A 14,872-nucleotide genomic window follows, 5' to 3' on the forward strand; every position below is an offset into this window, starting at 1 on the left:
GTACTTGTTTGAATTTTTAAAAATTGAGGAGATAGCTCATGTGGAAAAGTCGAGAAGGTTTCAAAGATTTTGAGGACTTAATGAAGTCTTAACAGAAATCTGAAAAAATGGCAAAACTGAAAAAATGTATTTGAGCAATTTAAAAATTTAGGAAAAAACTTTAAAGCGAACATGTTGAGCTAAAGCTCTTTAGTTTTTTAATTTGTGGAAGCTAATCATAACATCGTTGGAAATTTTTATACGTTGAAAATAAAATTTTATTTTTCGTTAATTTTTCGTTCGATCTAATTATTACTATTCAAGAATAAATAAATTTATTAATAGTAGTAGTAGGGGCTGTGGAAAATGTGGAAAACTTTAAAAATAGTATATCTAATCGGCTCTCTAGGGATTTTTGCCTGTGGAAAAACCTGTGGAAAAAGTGGCTAGTTTTCCACAGAGTATAAATACTTATTAAAAGTTTTCCACATTTATACCTAAGTTATCCACAGATTTAGCCAAGTTATCCACAAAAGATTTTGAGTTTTCCACAGGTTTTCCACAGGCAAAAGTTCCTTATGGGGACTAGGCTGAGGATAACTTTATGCAAAACATAAAAAAATGGGTAATAAAATTTTGCGATCGCCATCATCTTTTCTGTAAAATATCACTAAATTTATGTGGGGCAAGGGATAATTTGACAATGTTTTTAATTTCATTCTAAATTCATTTTTGAAGACTGAAGTCTGTAATTAACCATTATTTTTCGTGTTTGTAATAATTTCCGTAAGTGCATGAGGATAGTTGCAATCCAGAAAATTGTGATATCTGCCCTCATGACAGCACGATCACTTGATGCCTACAGTTGCTAAGAAACGCTTGGCGATCGCTACAGGTGAATAATGCTCTAGCGCCCATGCTCGACCTGCGGCGGAAATTTCGGGCAAGCGATCGAGATTTTGGGCAATGGTTTCAATGGAGAGATCAAGATGATCGAGATCGATACCAAAGTAATGCTTCCAATTTTCGGGCATGACAGGCAGTACAAAACCATATTTATCAAAATCTAAATGAATGGGAACACATCCAGCTGCCCAAGATTCCCACAAACGCCAACTATCCCATTGGACTAGTCGATGGGTTTTCCATCCTAACTTCGTAATCGTTTTACGACAGGCTCTACCCAAAATCGTGTGAGGATGCTGAGGAAATGGAGAAATAAAGTAACCACCAAAACTGCTACAGGTACTAGTTGACAGTAAAAGCTCATAGTATCCAGGATTATGTCTACCACTAGCCTGCGCCCATTGCAATGCGTGATAGGCTCCGCGATCGCGAGCATCCGCAATTACTTTTGACTCTAAGGGAATAATGGAACTGATTTTGGGTAAAAAGTATTTCTGAATGTAGTTTCGCAACGAGTGATCGCCGTTGAGAAATACACGGGAATTAACTAATAAATTATGCTGCCGTTGACTAAAGGGAGGTACATGTTCTAATTCTTGAATAATTCTGTTGGATAAGCCAAAAGGAAATGGATGAGCATTAGGGAATACGGGAGTGGATTTGGAGATATGCGATTTAAAATAATGGTCAAATAGGGCTAGCCGTGGATCGAGAAAGTTGCGGCGAGGAACATCATCAGAGAGATCGATGAGGATGGTTTGATGGGGACGATCTTTCCGCAGTAAATGGGGAATGTCACATAGGGATCTCGCAAATTGATCCTGTCTTTCCCACCAAGCATCGTTGATGATGACAATATCGCAGTCATCGGGCGTTACGTTGGGATCATAACGAAATAGAAATGGCTCTTCGGGTGATGGTAGCCAAAAATTGACATTTGCATAAAATTCAATGCCTAATGCCTTTAGTCCTTCTGCCAAACATACAGTTCCATGTTGATAGTAATGATACCCTGAAGTATAGTCTCCATAGCCATTTAGCGTTGGTGGGAAACAATAGAAATAGACTTTTAATTTGCTTTTGTCATTCATAAGAATTTATTTGTAAATATTAATTAGTATTCTAAAAAATGTCCTAAGAGAAACATAAATCTGTAATTTAATACAACGGAAAATGCTATACAGCCTATTGAGGGAAAGAGTAGTACAAGATAAGCTAGGATAGCAAAACCCAAAAGAGAGTAAAAAATGGCACCTTACTCACTAGATCTCAGAGAAAAGATCGTAGCAAACTACGAAGCAGGAAATACATCGATTCGGGAAGTAGCGAAGCAATTTCAAGTCGCGACGAAAACAGTGCAAAAACTACTGAATCAATACCGAGAGACAGGAGAACTAAACCACAAACCATTAGGTAGTCCAATCAAAAGTCCCCTCGAAGCGCATCAGGAGAAAATCCTCGAAATTGTCTCAGAGCATCCAGATTGGACACTATGGCAGTACTGTGAAGAAGTAGCAGAACAAACAGGAGTATCAGTGACCACAGGCAGCATGTGCCGATTTTTCCAGAGGCATAACATCACTCTAAAAAAAAGACCTATCGCCATGAAAAGGTAAAAAGTGAGGCAGTACAACAGCAAAGATGTGAATTTTGGGAAGCATTGAATGAAGTGAAAGCTGAAGATCTGATTTGTATTGATGAAACGGGAGTATGGCAGGGGATGGAACGCTCTGTGGCAAGAAGTGAATGTGGCAAAAGAGTATTCAGTCTTCGTCCCTTTTACAAAGGTCAGAAATACACAATAATTGGCGCTATTTCAGTTGATGGGATTGTTTGCCTGAAAACGATTCAGGGTTCTATGAAAGGAGCAGATTTTCTCACCTTTGTCCAAGATGACCTAGTACCTAAATTACGTCCTGAGCATAGGATCATCATGGATAACTGAGAACTTGCACCATTCTGGAAAGGGGTTGCAAAGAGAGTAAAGATGTGAAAAAAAGGGCGTAGTAGTAAATTAAATAACGATTATGGAAAGCATCGTTAAGCACGCCCAAGGTTTAGTGTATAGCCTAATTTGTCTGATGCCAAGTGTGTATCAAAAAGCAAGTCTGAATGCAATATTAGGGCTATTTCTGGAAGCGCAAGGGCATCCCTATCCAGAACATACACAGGTAAAATCAGCGAGTGCATTAAGCCGATTTCTCAATCACTATAACTGGTCAACAAGAGGACTAATTCGAGCAACAAGGCTGTCAATTTTGGGGCAAATCGCCAAGCATCGCCCATCGAAGAGAGTGCCATTAAAGATACTGATAGACCTGACCACCTTAGAAAAAAGCGGCAAGTTTTTACATTTGAGCAATCCCACCCCAAACGAACCAGACCCATGGGTGAGAATCCTCAACGGAAAGCGAGGACTACATCTGGTTGTACTGTATCTGGTCTATGGAGAGTGGCGCGTACCATGGAGTTTTAGAGTATGGCGCGGCAAAGGATACTCCAGTCCCTCTGACTTAGCTTGTAAGTTATTGGGGACAGTACCCAAGCAACTAACCCAAGGCAAGACTGTGATTGTCCTTGCTGATACTGAGTTTAGTACGGTGAAGTTTTTCAATGCTGTCCGCGCCAAGTCTTGGCGCATCGTTGTCGGTGTCCGCAACAATCGTAAACTTCAAGATGGACGTACCGTCAAACAACTTTATCCCCATGGCAAACGTGGACAACTAATTTTACTGGAAGGGCTAAGTACGCCTTTGACGATCTCTTGGTTCTGGCTCAAAAGAGCCGATAGTAAACGGGAGTTACGCTTTGTGGTCTCTTCTCATCCTTATTCTGGCGCTTATCTGGTGATGTTAGGTCGTAAGCGTTGGGCGATTGAGGGATTCTTCAAAACCATCAAACATCGCTTTGGTTTGCATTGTTTTGGGCAATCTACAAAACTTGGCGTTTATCGTTGGCTTATCCTCTCTCTGCTTTCTTATCTTTTGGCTCATTGGATTGATCAATGGTCGTTTCCTCCCATCTTGGACTGGAAAGCTACCTGTGATTTAACCCTTTCTGTTTTATTCCCTTCTGTCCTTTGGTTGAAACTTCTCAGGTATCTTCAAATTAGTGCCGATATTGCTGCTCGTCATGGCTTTGAAATTATTCTCAAACCCATTCCCACTTGACTCTTTCACGAATGCTGCAAGATCTCAGTTAACCTCAACTGCCATAAAGTTGAGGGGGTCGCAAAAGCAATTACAGCGACAGGTGCTAAGATTTTGTACTTACCCACCTATTCTCCTGATTTTAATCCAATTGAGATGATGTGGTCGGTTCTCAAATATTTTATTAGATTGCTTAGACCTCATTCTCAAAAACTACTTCAGCATTTAATCAACGTTTTCCCTTACTTGTTAGAAAAAGATTTCTTCAAAAATTGGTTTACTAAGTGTTGTTACTGTACTACTTAATCCCTCAATGGACTGTATAGTGCTTTTCAATCTAGCGAGGTATAGAGGAATGTGTCCCTGACTGCGGCGGGGACACATTCCTGTACTTCACTAGATTGGTATACGCTATAAACTGAATAAGTAAGTATATGAGCATAATTAAAAATCAGAACCGAAACCTGTATAGTATGCTGTGCGTACACTATAGGTTTTTTGTTTTTATATTTAATTGCATCCAGCTACTTAATAAGTAAACTTAAAAACCTAATTGACTCAACGAGTTTAAATGATTTTACGGAATAAAATTTATCATTGTTCTGCTAGTATCGCGACTGCGGGTGGTGGTGTTAAAACCTATATCAATGGATTGTATAGGGCAATGCCAGATGCTTTTGGTACAGAGATTATTGCGAATCTATTAGAGTATGATCAAAGTCATTTTCATCTGCTGCATATCCATGAAGCTAGTGCTTTAGCTCAAGTCAATAATCAATGTCCTGCAGTGTTTACTGCCCATAACCATAATGTTTATTGTGCAAGTGGAACCAAATATTTAGCAGCTTCTAAAACTAGTTGCGATCGCCTATTAAATGGCTGGGGATGTACATGGGGGCATTTTATCGATGGTTGTGGTAGCCGTCGTCCGCCACAAGTGCTGAAAAATTGGCAACGTGCTAGTACAGAAATCGCTACGCTGAAAAAATTAGGGATTCTGACGATCGCTAATAGTGACTATGTGCGATCGCAACTAATTGCGAATGGATTACCTTCCTCACAGGTTGTAACCTTGCTCTGTGGGATTGCTCCTCCTGAAAGTGAGCATACACCGCTCACCCAAGCAGTTCATGACCAAAAACGCATCTTGTTTGCAGGGAGAATCGTCCCTGAAAAAGGTTTGGATTGGCTACTTCGCGCATTACCACTTTTAGACCGTAGTATTTACCTAGATATCGCAGGAGATGGCTGGGCAATGCCCCAAGTGCGAAGGCTAGCGGAGGATTTGCAAATCAGCGATCGCCTAACTTGGCATGGTTGGTGTCAAGGGGAAAAATTAGAAAATTTATACAGGGAGAGTTTTGCAGTCATTTTCCCGAGTGTATGGCCAGAACCTGCGGGACTGGTGACTTTAGAGGCATATGCGAGATTTCGGGCAGTGATTGCTAGTGTTGCTGGTGGTATTCCTGAGCATATTCAAGATGGAAAAACTGGTATTTTAGTAGTCCCTCATCAGGTGGAACAGTTAGCATCGGCGATTACCGAGCTGGCTACTAATTTTGACAAAGCTCAAATGCTCGGCATTGCTGGTAATGAGTTATTTCATAACGAGTTCACCTTGGATATTCATGCCCAAAGACTGCAAAAGATTTATGCTGATGCGATCGCCCAGTTTAGTCAAAGCAATAGTTCTAGTTAATTTACTAGCATGATCTACGCTTTGTTCGGGGCTATTGACTAGGCTTCATGATGACAGCTAGTGTATGGACATTAATTTTTGGAAAAAATTGACCATTATTGAATGAAGTCAGTAACTCTAGGAAATCAACAAGAGGCTTAGGGATAAAAGGCAAGAGATAATTGGTCTTGAGATATCCGTTGGTCAATGGATTACTAAAAAGGCATAATTCTTTGAGAATGAGACCAGACTTTTTGACTAAATTCTCAATTTCATCTCTGTGCAATAAAAAAATATGCCCATCAGCATCAGGTTTGAATTGAACATTTTCAAATACGGAAGAATCAGGGCAGTCAGAAAATCTCGGCAAATTATTTCTGATATATTCTCCATTGGGCGTAGTCATGATGATGTATCCACCTGGCTTAATCAAAGTACTTATATTAAGCAAAAACTGATCAGGATGGGCAACATGTTCAATAATTTCCGTAATGACAACTGCATCGAATTCCTCTTGAAGGTTTAGCTCAAAACAATTGCCTGACAAGTAGTTGATATCTCCTGTTTCGTATTTTAGCTTTACATAATCAGCTAATTCAGCACGTAGGTCATTCCATGTTACTAAATAACCCAACTCAGCTAGACGTAATGAAAAGTTACCTTGAGCTGCAGCTACATCGATTATACGAGAATGACTTGGAACATATCGCTTTACCGTGTCAATAGTTTTATTAAACCTAAGTTGATATCCATAGGTATATCCCAGATTTCCTGTGTCTCCAAAAAATTCGAGCAAATCAGATGAATAGCTTGATTTCCAAGATTCCAGCCATTCAGAATTATAAACAGGTTTTTTCATAATGTAGTTTGATTCTTGAACAGTATCATGTACAAAATCTAAATAATTCTTGGAATATATTCTAGACTAGGAAATGCCAATATAATATTATTAAATAGTAGTATTCTTGTTTTTAAATTGATTGCATTATTCTCAAATAAACCCAAGGTTAGTAAGACAATATATACTGTTCTTGCTCAAAATCTGCTTGTCAATTATCGGGATATATTTCAAGCCGATTTAAAGGAACAAGAACTAGCAGAAATCTCATTTCTCCAAGAGAAACTCAAGAAACAGGCGATTGCGATCGCTTTGTTTGGGATGGTATCACGGGGGAAGACTTCGCTACTCAATGCTTTATTTGGGAAGAAATTGGGAGAAACGGGGGCGATTAATGGTGTTACGCAGGGGATTAGTACATATGAATGGAAGATCTCGGCGAAATCTTCGATTGATGATCAGGAAAACCAGAAATTAGAATTGCAGTTTATTGATACACAGGGGCTGGATGAAGTTGGTGGCGAAATCGGTGGTATGGCTGCCCTTGAAGCAGCTAAGCGAGCGGATTTGATTTTGTTTGTGATTGCGGGAGATATGACGAGGCGGGAGCAGGAAGCGATCGCCCAATTACAGACTTTCTATAAACCGATTTTGTTGGTTTTTAATAAAGCTGATCTCTATCCTGAAAGCGATCGCGAGGCAATTTACAAGGCACTACAGAACGAAGAAATGCGAAAGCTCATCTCTCCGCAAGAGATTGTCTTAACGGTAGCGGAACCGCTACCTGTGAAAGTGCGCTTGCAATATAGTGATGGGCGAGAAAGCCAAGAAGTGTGGGAACGTCCTCAGCCCGATGTGCAAGCGTTAAAGGAGCGAATAGTTTCTTTGCTGAATACCGAAGGTAAAGCCTTACTGGTGATCAATGTCTTGAGGTCATTGTTAGAGATCCAAGATGCGGTTACCCAACGTCATTTACAGAAGTTGCAAAGATCAACGGCGATCGCTGCAGTAATATTTGTTAGTGAAGCGGTGGGGCTATTAATATCGCCGCATTTATGGCTTGATGGTTTGATTAGTGGTACTTTTAATAGTCTATTTGTGCTTTGGGCGATCGGGAAATATTCTAGTCAGAAGAAGTATTTGTGGTTGCTGCTGATTGTCGCGATCGCCTGTTTATCTGGCGGATTGGGAATCCATAGTGAAGCTGCTCGCTATCTGCAAATCCTATGGGTAGGTTTGAGTATATCGGTTCTTTTTAAGGGAATTATTACGGATATCAACCATAGTCGAGGTTCTGGGAAGTTGGGTGCAAAAGCGTTAATGGCAGAAATTATTCAATCTGTTCCTGATGACTCAATACTGCGACGATTCCAGTAACTAAAATATATAGATCCAGCCTGTTGAGGCTTAAAGTAGCCCAGAGAAATTTTTGAAAGCGTGGCGAATCCGCGCTTTCAAAAATTTCTCTCTCTGGTTTGCAAGACAGCGCAAAGCGCTATAGCTAATTAACGTCAGTTTGACGAAGGCGAAAAATGGTAAAAATCGCTAAGCGATTTTTACCATTTTTCGCCATTTGTGCGGCGCAAAGCGCCGCGCAAATGGCGTTATCGAACTCGCGTTAATTAGTCAAACCCAAAACAAAATAATTACAACAAAATTTCTCTTAAAGGTATTATGATAATGATTATCATTTTTATAATACCCTAATGACTGCAAAAGTGTCCTCAAAATTATCCTCAGACTGGAGTTCACGTAAAGGTAGCTTAAGACTTAAAGCGATCGCCCCTCTCGTAATTGCGATCGCTACTAGTATGACTGCTTGCAGTGTTACTAACAACCCCACTGTTAGCAGTCCCACTGCTATAACTACTGCCAAAAGTGAAAATTTGCCCCTTGTTGTGGCAACTAATTCGGTTGCCTGTGACATTGCTAAGCAAATTGCAGGGGAAACGATCAATCTCCAATGTTTAATTGAGGCTGGTACTGACCCTCACATTTATCAGCCAAAGCCTGAAGATCGTAAAGCGATCGACTCAGCGAAATTAGTTCTTTATGGTGGCTATGACTTTGAGCCAAATTTAATCAAACTGATTCAATCAAGTTCTAATTCTGCTCCCAAAATTGCCGTGAATGAAATTGCTGTGCCAAAGCCATTGATGGATGAAGGTCATGACCATGATCATAGTAAGGAAGATAAAAAGGATGCTAAGTCCGAGAAATCAGCTGATCCCCATGTGTGGAACAATGCTCAAAATGGCATCAAAATTACTCAAGCGATCGGCAAAAGTTTAAGTAATCTTCGTCCTGATCAGGCAGAAATCTATGCTAAAAACACGACTAAACTTGTCAGCGAATTAGAACAAATTGACCTATGGATTAAATCCCAAATCGCCACAATCCCAGAAAGTTCGCGAAAACTAGTCACTACTCATGATGCTCTAGGCTACTATGCTACAGCCTATGGAATTCCTGTTGAGGGAGCCTTGAATGGAATTAGTACTGAGGAACAACCAACTCCCACTAGAGTGAAGCAGTTGGTCGAAGTTATTAAAACTAGTAAGGTTCCCACAATTTTTGCTGAAGTATCAATTAATCCTAAATTGATTACGGCTGTTGCGAAGGAAGCGAGTGTGAAGGTTAGCGATCGCGAACTCTATGCCGATGGACTAGGTGCAAAGGGCAGTGAAGCTGAAACCTATACAAAGATGCTGATTGCCAATACACGCACAATTGTTGAGGGATTAGGTGGTCAGTATACGCCCTTTCAGGTGAAAAACTGATGATTGATATTTTCCCTCCCAAAAAGCCTGCGGTTAGCGCTGAACAGTTGCAGCAGGTCAAAGATTGGCTATATGAGATATTGCAAATCGATAGCAATACAATTATTTCGATCAGTCAGATGCAATGCCAAGATCTTAATTGTCCACCTATGCAAACTGCGATCGCAATAATGACCACCCCCCATCGTGTAATTCGCATTCATAAAGCTATTCCTGACATTACCCATGCTGATGTGGTACAAGCGATCGCTGTACAAAAGCACAAATTAACACAGCCATAAACTCCCCATTTCAAAAACATGCAAACCCTTCAACCCGATATCCCAAAGCGCGGAATGCCTGTGACAATTGTTACGGGATTTTTAGGCAGTGGCAAAACCACACTTCTCAATCAAATTCTCAAGAACCGTCAGGATTTGAAAGTGGCAGTTTTGGTAAATGAATTTGGTGACATTAACATTGATGGACAGCTTCTAATTGATATTGAAGATGGAATGGTAGAGCTAAGTAATGGCTGTATTTGCTGCACGATTAATGATGGCTTAGTCGATGCTGTATATAACGTCTTAGAACGAAGTGAACGAATTGATTACATGGTGATCGAGACAACTGGCATTGCTGACCCTTTACCGATCGCCTTAACTTTTTTGGGGACAGAACTCAAGCATCTTACTCGACTCGATTCCATTCTCACGGTGATAGATGCAGAGACATTTACTTCCGAACATTTCCAAAGTGAGGCAGCGCTGAGTCAGGTAGAATATGGCGATATTGTGCTGTTGAACAAAACTGATTTAGTTCCTGAAAAGCAAGTTGAAGAGCTAGAAGAGTACCTCCGCAAGAAGAAATCCAAAGCGCGAATTTTGCGATCGCAATATGGAGAAGTTCCATTACCCCTAATCCTAGATGTAGATCTAGCCCCAACTAGTGTTTATCAACAAGTAGAGAAAGAGGATGAGATTCATGAACATGAGCATCACGAACATCATAACCATGAACACCATGAGCATGAACATCATCATCACCACTCTGACCATTTAGCCAATGATGGATTTATATCTGTCTCATTTCAAAGTGATCGCCGATTTGATTTAGACAAGTTCACCTATTTCCTTGATAAGGTAATGCCTAATGATGTATTTCGAGCTAAGGGTGTTCTCAGCTTTACATCTCAAGATTTGCGTTTTATCTTTCAGTTAAGTGGTAAGCGTTATGAATTAGCCTACGATCATCGACAAAAGCCTGCTGGAAATCAATTAGTTCTCATTGGCAGGAATCTTGATGGAATATCACTTCAACAACAATTGCAAGAATGCTTGGTATAGTACTGCGATCGCGACAAGAGCTATGGCATAAGGGTGCGACTTCAGGGCATATTCAAAAGCTCAAAAAACTCTATTGCGATTGCGATCGCGATGTGATTTTGGTCAAAATCGAGCAGGTTGGTGATATTGCCTGTCATACAGGTGCGAGAAGTTGCTTTTTTACAGAAGTTCCAATATGAACATTTAACAAATACTGAATGACCGAATTGTTGACTTGGTTAGGGTTGGCACAATGCGATCGCTACGTGCGATATTGTCCAATAAAAACCTACTGCCCCTCAATTCCGTAACTTCTCTCCTAGGCGCACCGATTATTGTCTGGACAATTTTGCGGCGACGATGAGTTAGAGCCATGCAAAAATATTCATCATTCCAATAAAAACTCCATTCACAATAGGCAATATTCAACTTAAATCAGCAAGTCCTTTACAAGCAGCATGAGAAAAGCTTGCTACTTTATCTAGATGGTTCGTCTCAGTTTTCAATTTCCAGTCACCTGTGGTTTCCGCAAGAATCGTGATTTCTCCTGCACATTTTGTAGCTTCAGATAATCCTTTTGTCATAGTTGCGCGATCGCTAGCTGAATGTTTACAAGTGCGCGTAACTTCCGTGCAGATAAATTTATCGAGACGTTTATCTTTGTTGTCCTTTAAATCAATTAGAGCCTTGAAAAGCTCTGGTTGAACATGACCATATCGATTTGTACTGCCCACAGACAGAACTGCAAGTTGAGCATCAATCAAAGTCAATAACTCTTGCAATTCATCACCATTTTTAGGATAGGCTCCATGATGAGGGATTTTGACAATATTCGCTGTAAAGTCGTCACTGTCTGAGTTTGCCTCTAAAAAGCTGAGTAATTCTGTAAGTCCAGCACCTTCAATATCAGCAAGAAGAAATGCAGAAAATTTACTATAGCTAACTCGTAAAACTGTAGAGATTTCGTTTAGCTTACCAGCAATGAGAGCAGAATGATTTTCAACATAGTATTGACTTGGATGTAGGGCTTCAATCTTTAATAGCCCATCAGAATATTCTTCGCCGTCCCTCTCAATGTGAGAAAACTTTGGTTTACGTCTTTTTTCCCATTCTGAAATACTTTTTAGAGCTAATCTCAGTTTTCCAATTTTTGGATCATTATTTTTATCAGATGAAACTTTTTTTCTGGCAATTTCAAATACTTTATAAGGCAAATGAATTTTATCTATACTTATAATCTCCTGCCAATCAGTAATAAAGTCTTTCAACCTGATTAGTGATGGAAAATGATCACTGTGAGCATGAGTAATGTAAATTCTATGTATTCTAGATATTTCATGCTCTTGAAGCCAGCTTTCTAGTACATCAAGCTTACCAAGATCGACAATTATAGTGGAGATATCAGTTTGAATTACGATACTGTCTGCATTACCAACAGGTAAAAAGGTGATTTCGCAGGTCATGATAGAACCTCCAATTCTGGGATTGTCAGAAATTCTTCTAACTCTTCACCAGTTAGATATGCACGTTGTTCATGGCGAAATTTTCTTAAAGCCCAAGGACGCTCTCTAAGTTGTACAAATGTTTTTACATCATGACTTAACTGCACCTCAAATGGAGTACCATCTAATGCCCAACCTGGTAACTCTTGAGGTAAGGGAATCCATTCGCCTTCAGTATCATCATCCATGAGTCTACTGATATACATAAGAACTTGGCTCTTATCCCCAGAAATTTCTAAGACTTGACCAATAGCAGTTTTAGTCTTCTTGATTTTTTGCTCTAACTTCCAAGCTTCTAATTCTGGCGATTTACCTGTACGCTGACGTTTAATCCAAGTGGGATTTCCATAGGATTTTTCTACTAGACGATTTAACTCTTGACGCATAGGATCTGGATCTGGAATAGCTTCACGGGCTTGATTTCGTTTAACCATTTGATCCGTAATTTCGATTATTTGTGGATCAACTATTAAAGGAAGTGGAAATTGTAATAGGACATCTTTTGACAAATGAACATTTCCACGACCTAACATGGATAACTTGATAGCTAAATCTGAAGTAAGAATACCTAATAACCATAATTTTTGTTGTTCGATACTCAGATTTTTCCAGTTTTCGGGTTCCTGATCTAATTTAGCCCCTTTGTTTGTTTTTTGAGCATCATTAACAGGCAAGATACACCAAATACCTGTATTAGGGCATAAGCCTGTGGTATCCAGTTGTACGGACAAAGATCTTTTAGAAGCAATATTTGCTATGCGACCCAAAAATATTTTGGGTTTGTCAAGAAGATCAGAATCTCGCATTCCTTCTAAGGCAATTGGATCATAAATAACCCAACGCATTAGAGGATCGACTCTTGATGGATCAGCCCACAGAGAAACATCTTCCGCCCATATTCTCCGCCATGCTGGTTTGTATGGTCTATCTTTAGGAGGTGTGCCGACAGGTACATCACCTGCCCGATGATTTACTCCATTAAAAACAAAGAAAAGATTTAATAAGGGAGTTGTTGGAACAGATAGATTAATTATGTCTTCTATAAGGTTAGCCCAATCACCATTAGACTGAATTTTTGTAATACGCGCATTGCCTAAGTAACCATTTTCCCGTATTTCTGATGCTTCAGCCCTAGAAATTACAGAGCGTGAAATTGTATAAATCTTGTTTTTAGGTTGTCCAATTTCTCCTATCAGAATGCTTACATCCTGCCTCGCGTCAATACCGATAGTACCTTCAGGATATCGACACACTTCAAACAATTTACATTTTTCGGAAAAGGATTTCCGAATATCTAATACGCCATATTTCGTTCCTGAGATAAATGAACTTGGCAAAATAAACGCGAATTGTGAACCTTCATCTAGCCAGTTGGTAGCTTGTTTTACAAACTCAAAAGCTAATTGCTTCTTCCCCCTAATCTCAAAAGGAGGGTTAGCAATAACTATTCGTGGCTTATGACCAATTTTTTGTGTAATATCTTCCTTGGTGAAAGATTCGTAATCCTCATGATGAAAATTTGGGGATGGGAGAAAATCACCAATACCAATAGATTCTGTAGCTAAAAAATAGCGAAGTTGAGTGATTAAATTGACATCTCTATCTAAATCGTTACCAATGACATGATTAGCTAAATAATCTCTTCGTGATTGTTCATCAGTAGGAATGTCTGACATTTGAGCAAGCCGAGCAGTAGCTGCTAAAAGCAAACTTCCTGAACCAGCCGCAGGATCGAAAATAAAACGTTCTTCTGGTCGAATACGTTCTAATGGCAATAACTCCAGCATTTTTTCGGCAACTTTGATCGGGGTGTAATGTCGATTCAAATCACCCCAAGTATTTCCATTTAAGTCGTCAGGTAATTCTATAATTGCTTTTTCGTATAAACTGCCCACATCACGATGATTAGTTAAAGCAAAGCTAACAGATTGCCCCATATACAGAGCAAGTTGTTGTCGAATTACTTCGTTAGTATATTGAGCAGACTCTAAAGCTCTACGAAAAAAGCCATTGGTACGAGTCACCATAAGATTAAGCAAATCTAAGGGATCGTTTGTTTGAAATAATTCAGCAGTTCCGAAAAAACCTTTGTCCTGCAAAATTCTTGCTGCTAAATAAGCGATTGCTACTCGGATAACATGACCTTGAATCTCATTCCTTGATGAGCCTAGACCTTTAGAGGACTTAACTTTTTTTAATGCTTCTTCAATAGCTTTTTGGAATGCTTTATCAATCCGTTCCTGTTGACGGAGTAAAAATGTAAAACTTCTTTCAGAAATAGTTTCTTCTAAATCTGAAAGTGATAACTGCCCTTGACGAAACTGTGAAAGAGCTTTTGGCGTAAAAAGATGAGGCTTAGGCGAAACTAGAGTTTCACGCCAAGCATTAATATCTAAAGTTTTTTCATCTAACCTTTTAGAAGAATCAGAAGGTGTTACAAGATGTAGATGATCAGAACCAACCAGTAAACCTCCCCGAACTGGCCATTCTTCCAGTCTGCGTCTCCATCGATCTAGATCATTTTCATCAGAGACAGGCTGAACAAAGAAAGCAAGAATATTAGCATTAGGACGTAAACCACCATCTGTCCATAAAGCATCAATTTTTACTATTCCTTGAGTGTCAATTTCTGGCATAGGAATATTCCGCATTGGTTCGATCTCATAACGATCCATCCAAATACGTTGAGTTAAATCTAAAGCTTCATTAAACAGTGCTTGGCTAGTCATGGTGATT

Annotated in this window: 13 protein-coding genes and 2 pseudogenes; 10 read left to right on the forward strand and 5 right to left on the reverse strand. The window is 39.6% G+C overall.

The genetic code is table 11. From position 1 onward, the window contains the following. Nucleotides 1–827: 827 nt before the first annotated feature. Nucleotides 828–1,976 carry a glycosyltransferase gene (locus tag NMG48_RS08245; RefSeq protein ID WP_271254777.1) on the reverse strand — a complete coding sequence of 383 codons (1,149 nt, stop codon included), beginning with the start codon at nucleotides 1,974–1,976 and terminating at the stop codon, nucleotides 828–830. Nucleotides 1,977–2,132: 156 nt separating this feature from the next. Here NMG48_RS08245 and NMG48_RS08250 point away from each other — a divergent pair, with 156 nt between their 5' ends. From NMG48_RS08250 to NMG48_RS08270, 5 genes and pseudogenes are all read left to right on the forward strand, one after another. Then, entirely contained in the window at nucleotides 2,133–2,501 is a 369-nt protein-coding gene (locus NMG48_RS08250) for a helix-turn-helix domain-containing protein (RefSeq protein WP_271251623.1), read from the forward strand. A 53-nt stretch (nucleotides 2,502–2,554) separates the two neighbouring features. Continuing rightward, complete coding sequence (locus tag NMG48_RS08255) at nucleotides 2,555–2,830, forward strand: transposase (protein WP_271255229.1); 276 nt, start codon at nucleotides 2,555–2,557, stop codon at nucleotides 2,828–2,830. An 82-nt stretch (nucleotides 2,831–2,912) separates the two neighbouring features. Further along, nucleotides 2,913–4,055 carry a transposase gene (locus NMG48_RS08260; RefSeq protein WP_271252192.1) on the forward strand — a complete coding sequence of 381 codons (1,143 nt, stop codon included), beginning with the start codon at nucleotides 2,913–2,915 and terminating at the stop codon, nucleotides 4,053–4,055. Between the two features lie 30 nt (nucleotides 4,056–4,085). After that, nucleotides 4,086–4,230, forward strand: a pseudogene (locus tag NMG48_RS08265) (transposase); the annotation flags it as partial. Between the two features lie 375 nt (nucleotides 4,231–4,605). Next, a complete protein-coding gene (locus NMG48_RS08270) occupies nucleotides 4,606–5,733 on the forward strand; it encodes a glycosyltransferase family 4 protein (protein WP_271254778.1) in 1,128 nt (375 codons plus the stop codon). A gap of 31 nt (nucleotides 5,734–5,764) precedes the next feature. Here the strand turns inward: NMG48_RS08270 and NMG48_RS08275 are convergent, their stop codons facing one another. Further along, nucleotides 5,765–6,571, reverse strand: coding sequence for a class I SAM-dependent methyltransferase (locus NMG48_RS08275; RefSeq protein WP_271254779.1), 807 nt, complete (start codon nucleotides 6,569–6,571; stop codon nucleotides 5,765–5,767). A 117-nt stretch (nucleotides 6,572–6,688) separates the two neighbouring features. On the opposite strand from NMG48_RS08275, the gene NMG48_RS08280 reads away from it, so the two are divergent. The 5 genes and pseudogenes from NMG48_RS08280 to NMG48_RS08300 form a co-directional block, all read left to right on the forward strand. Continuing rightward, the gene (locus tag NMG48_RS08280) at nucleotides 6,689–7,927 is read left to right on the forward strand and encodes an Era-like GTP-binding protein (RefSeq protein ID WP_271254780.1); all 1,239 of its coding nucleotides are present in this window, start codon (nucleotides 6,689–6,691) and stop codon (nucleotides 7,925–7,927) included. A gap of 329 nt (nucleotides 7,928–8,256) precedes the next feature. After that, a complete protein-coding gene (locus tag NMG48_RS08285) occupies nucleotides 8,257–9,330 on the forward strand; it encodes a metal ABC transporter solute-binding protein, Zn/Mn family (protein ID WP_271254781.1) in 1,074 nt (357 codons plus the stop codon). Beyond that, nucleotides 9,330–9,611, forward strand: a complete 282-nt coding sequence (locus tag NMG48_RS08290; RefSeq protein WP_271254782.1) for a hypothetical protein — start codon at nucleotides 9,330–9,332, stop codon at nucleotides 9,609–9,611. Before NMG48_RS08285 ends, NMG48_RS08290 begins: the two co-directional genes overlap by 1 nt. 18 nt (nucleotides 9,612–9,629) lie before the next feature. Beyond that, nucleotides 9,630–10,655, forward strand: a complete 1,026-nt coding sequence (locus NMG48_RS08295) for a CobW family GTP-binding protein (RefSeq protein ID WP_271254783.1) — start codon at nucleotides 9,630–9,632, stop codon at nucleotides 10,653–10,655. Nucleotides 10,656–10,660: 5 nt separating this feature from the next. Beyond that, nucleotides 10,661–10,834, forward strand: a pseudogene (locus tag NMG48_RS08300) (phosphoribosyl-AMP cyclohydrolase); the annotation flags it as partial. Nucleotides 10,835–10,838: 4 nt separating this feature from the next. On the opposite strand, the gene NMG48_RS08305 reads toward NMG48_RS08300, so the two are convergent. Genes NMG48_RS08305 through NMG48_RS08315 form a run of 3 tightly spaced genes read right to left on the reverse strand, consistent with a single transcriptional unit; the run spans nucleotide 10,839 to nucleotide 14,865 of the window. Continuing rightward, a complete protein-coding gene (locus NMG48_RS08305) occupies nucleotides 10,839–11,009 on the reverse strand; it encodes a hypothetical protein (protein WP_271254784.1) in 171 nt (56 codons plus the stop codon). 50 nt (nucleotides 11,010–11,059) lie between these two features. After that, a complete protein-coding gene (locus tag NMG48_RS08310) occupies nucleotides 11,060–12,097 on the reverse strand; it encodes a ComEC/Rec2 family competence protein (protein WP_271254785.1) in 1,038 nt (345 codons plus the stop codon). Next, nucleotides 12,094–14,865 carry an N-6 DNA methylase gene (locus NMG48_RS08315; RefSeq protein ID WP_271254786.1) on the reverse strand — a complete coding sequence of 924 codons (2,772 nt, stop codon included), beginning with the start codon at nucleotides 14,863–14,865 and terminating at the stop codon, nucleotides 12,094–12,096. Before NMG48_RS08315 ends, NMG48_RS08310 begins: the two co-directional genes overlap by 4 nt. Nucleotides 14,866–14,872: the final 7 nt, after the last annotated feature.

It is taken from the genome of Pseudanabaena sp. Chao 1811 (assembly GCF_027942295.1).
GTDB lineage: Bacteria > Cyanobacteriota > Cyanobacteriia > Pseudanabaenales > Pseudanabaenaceae > Pseudanabaena.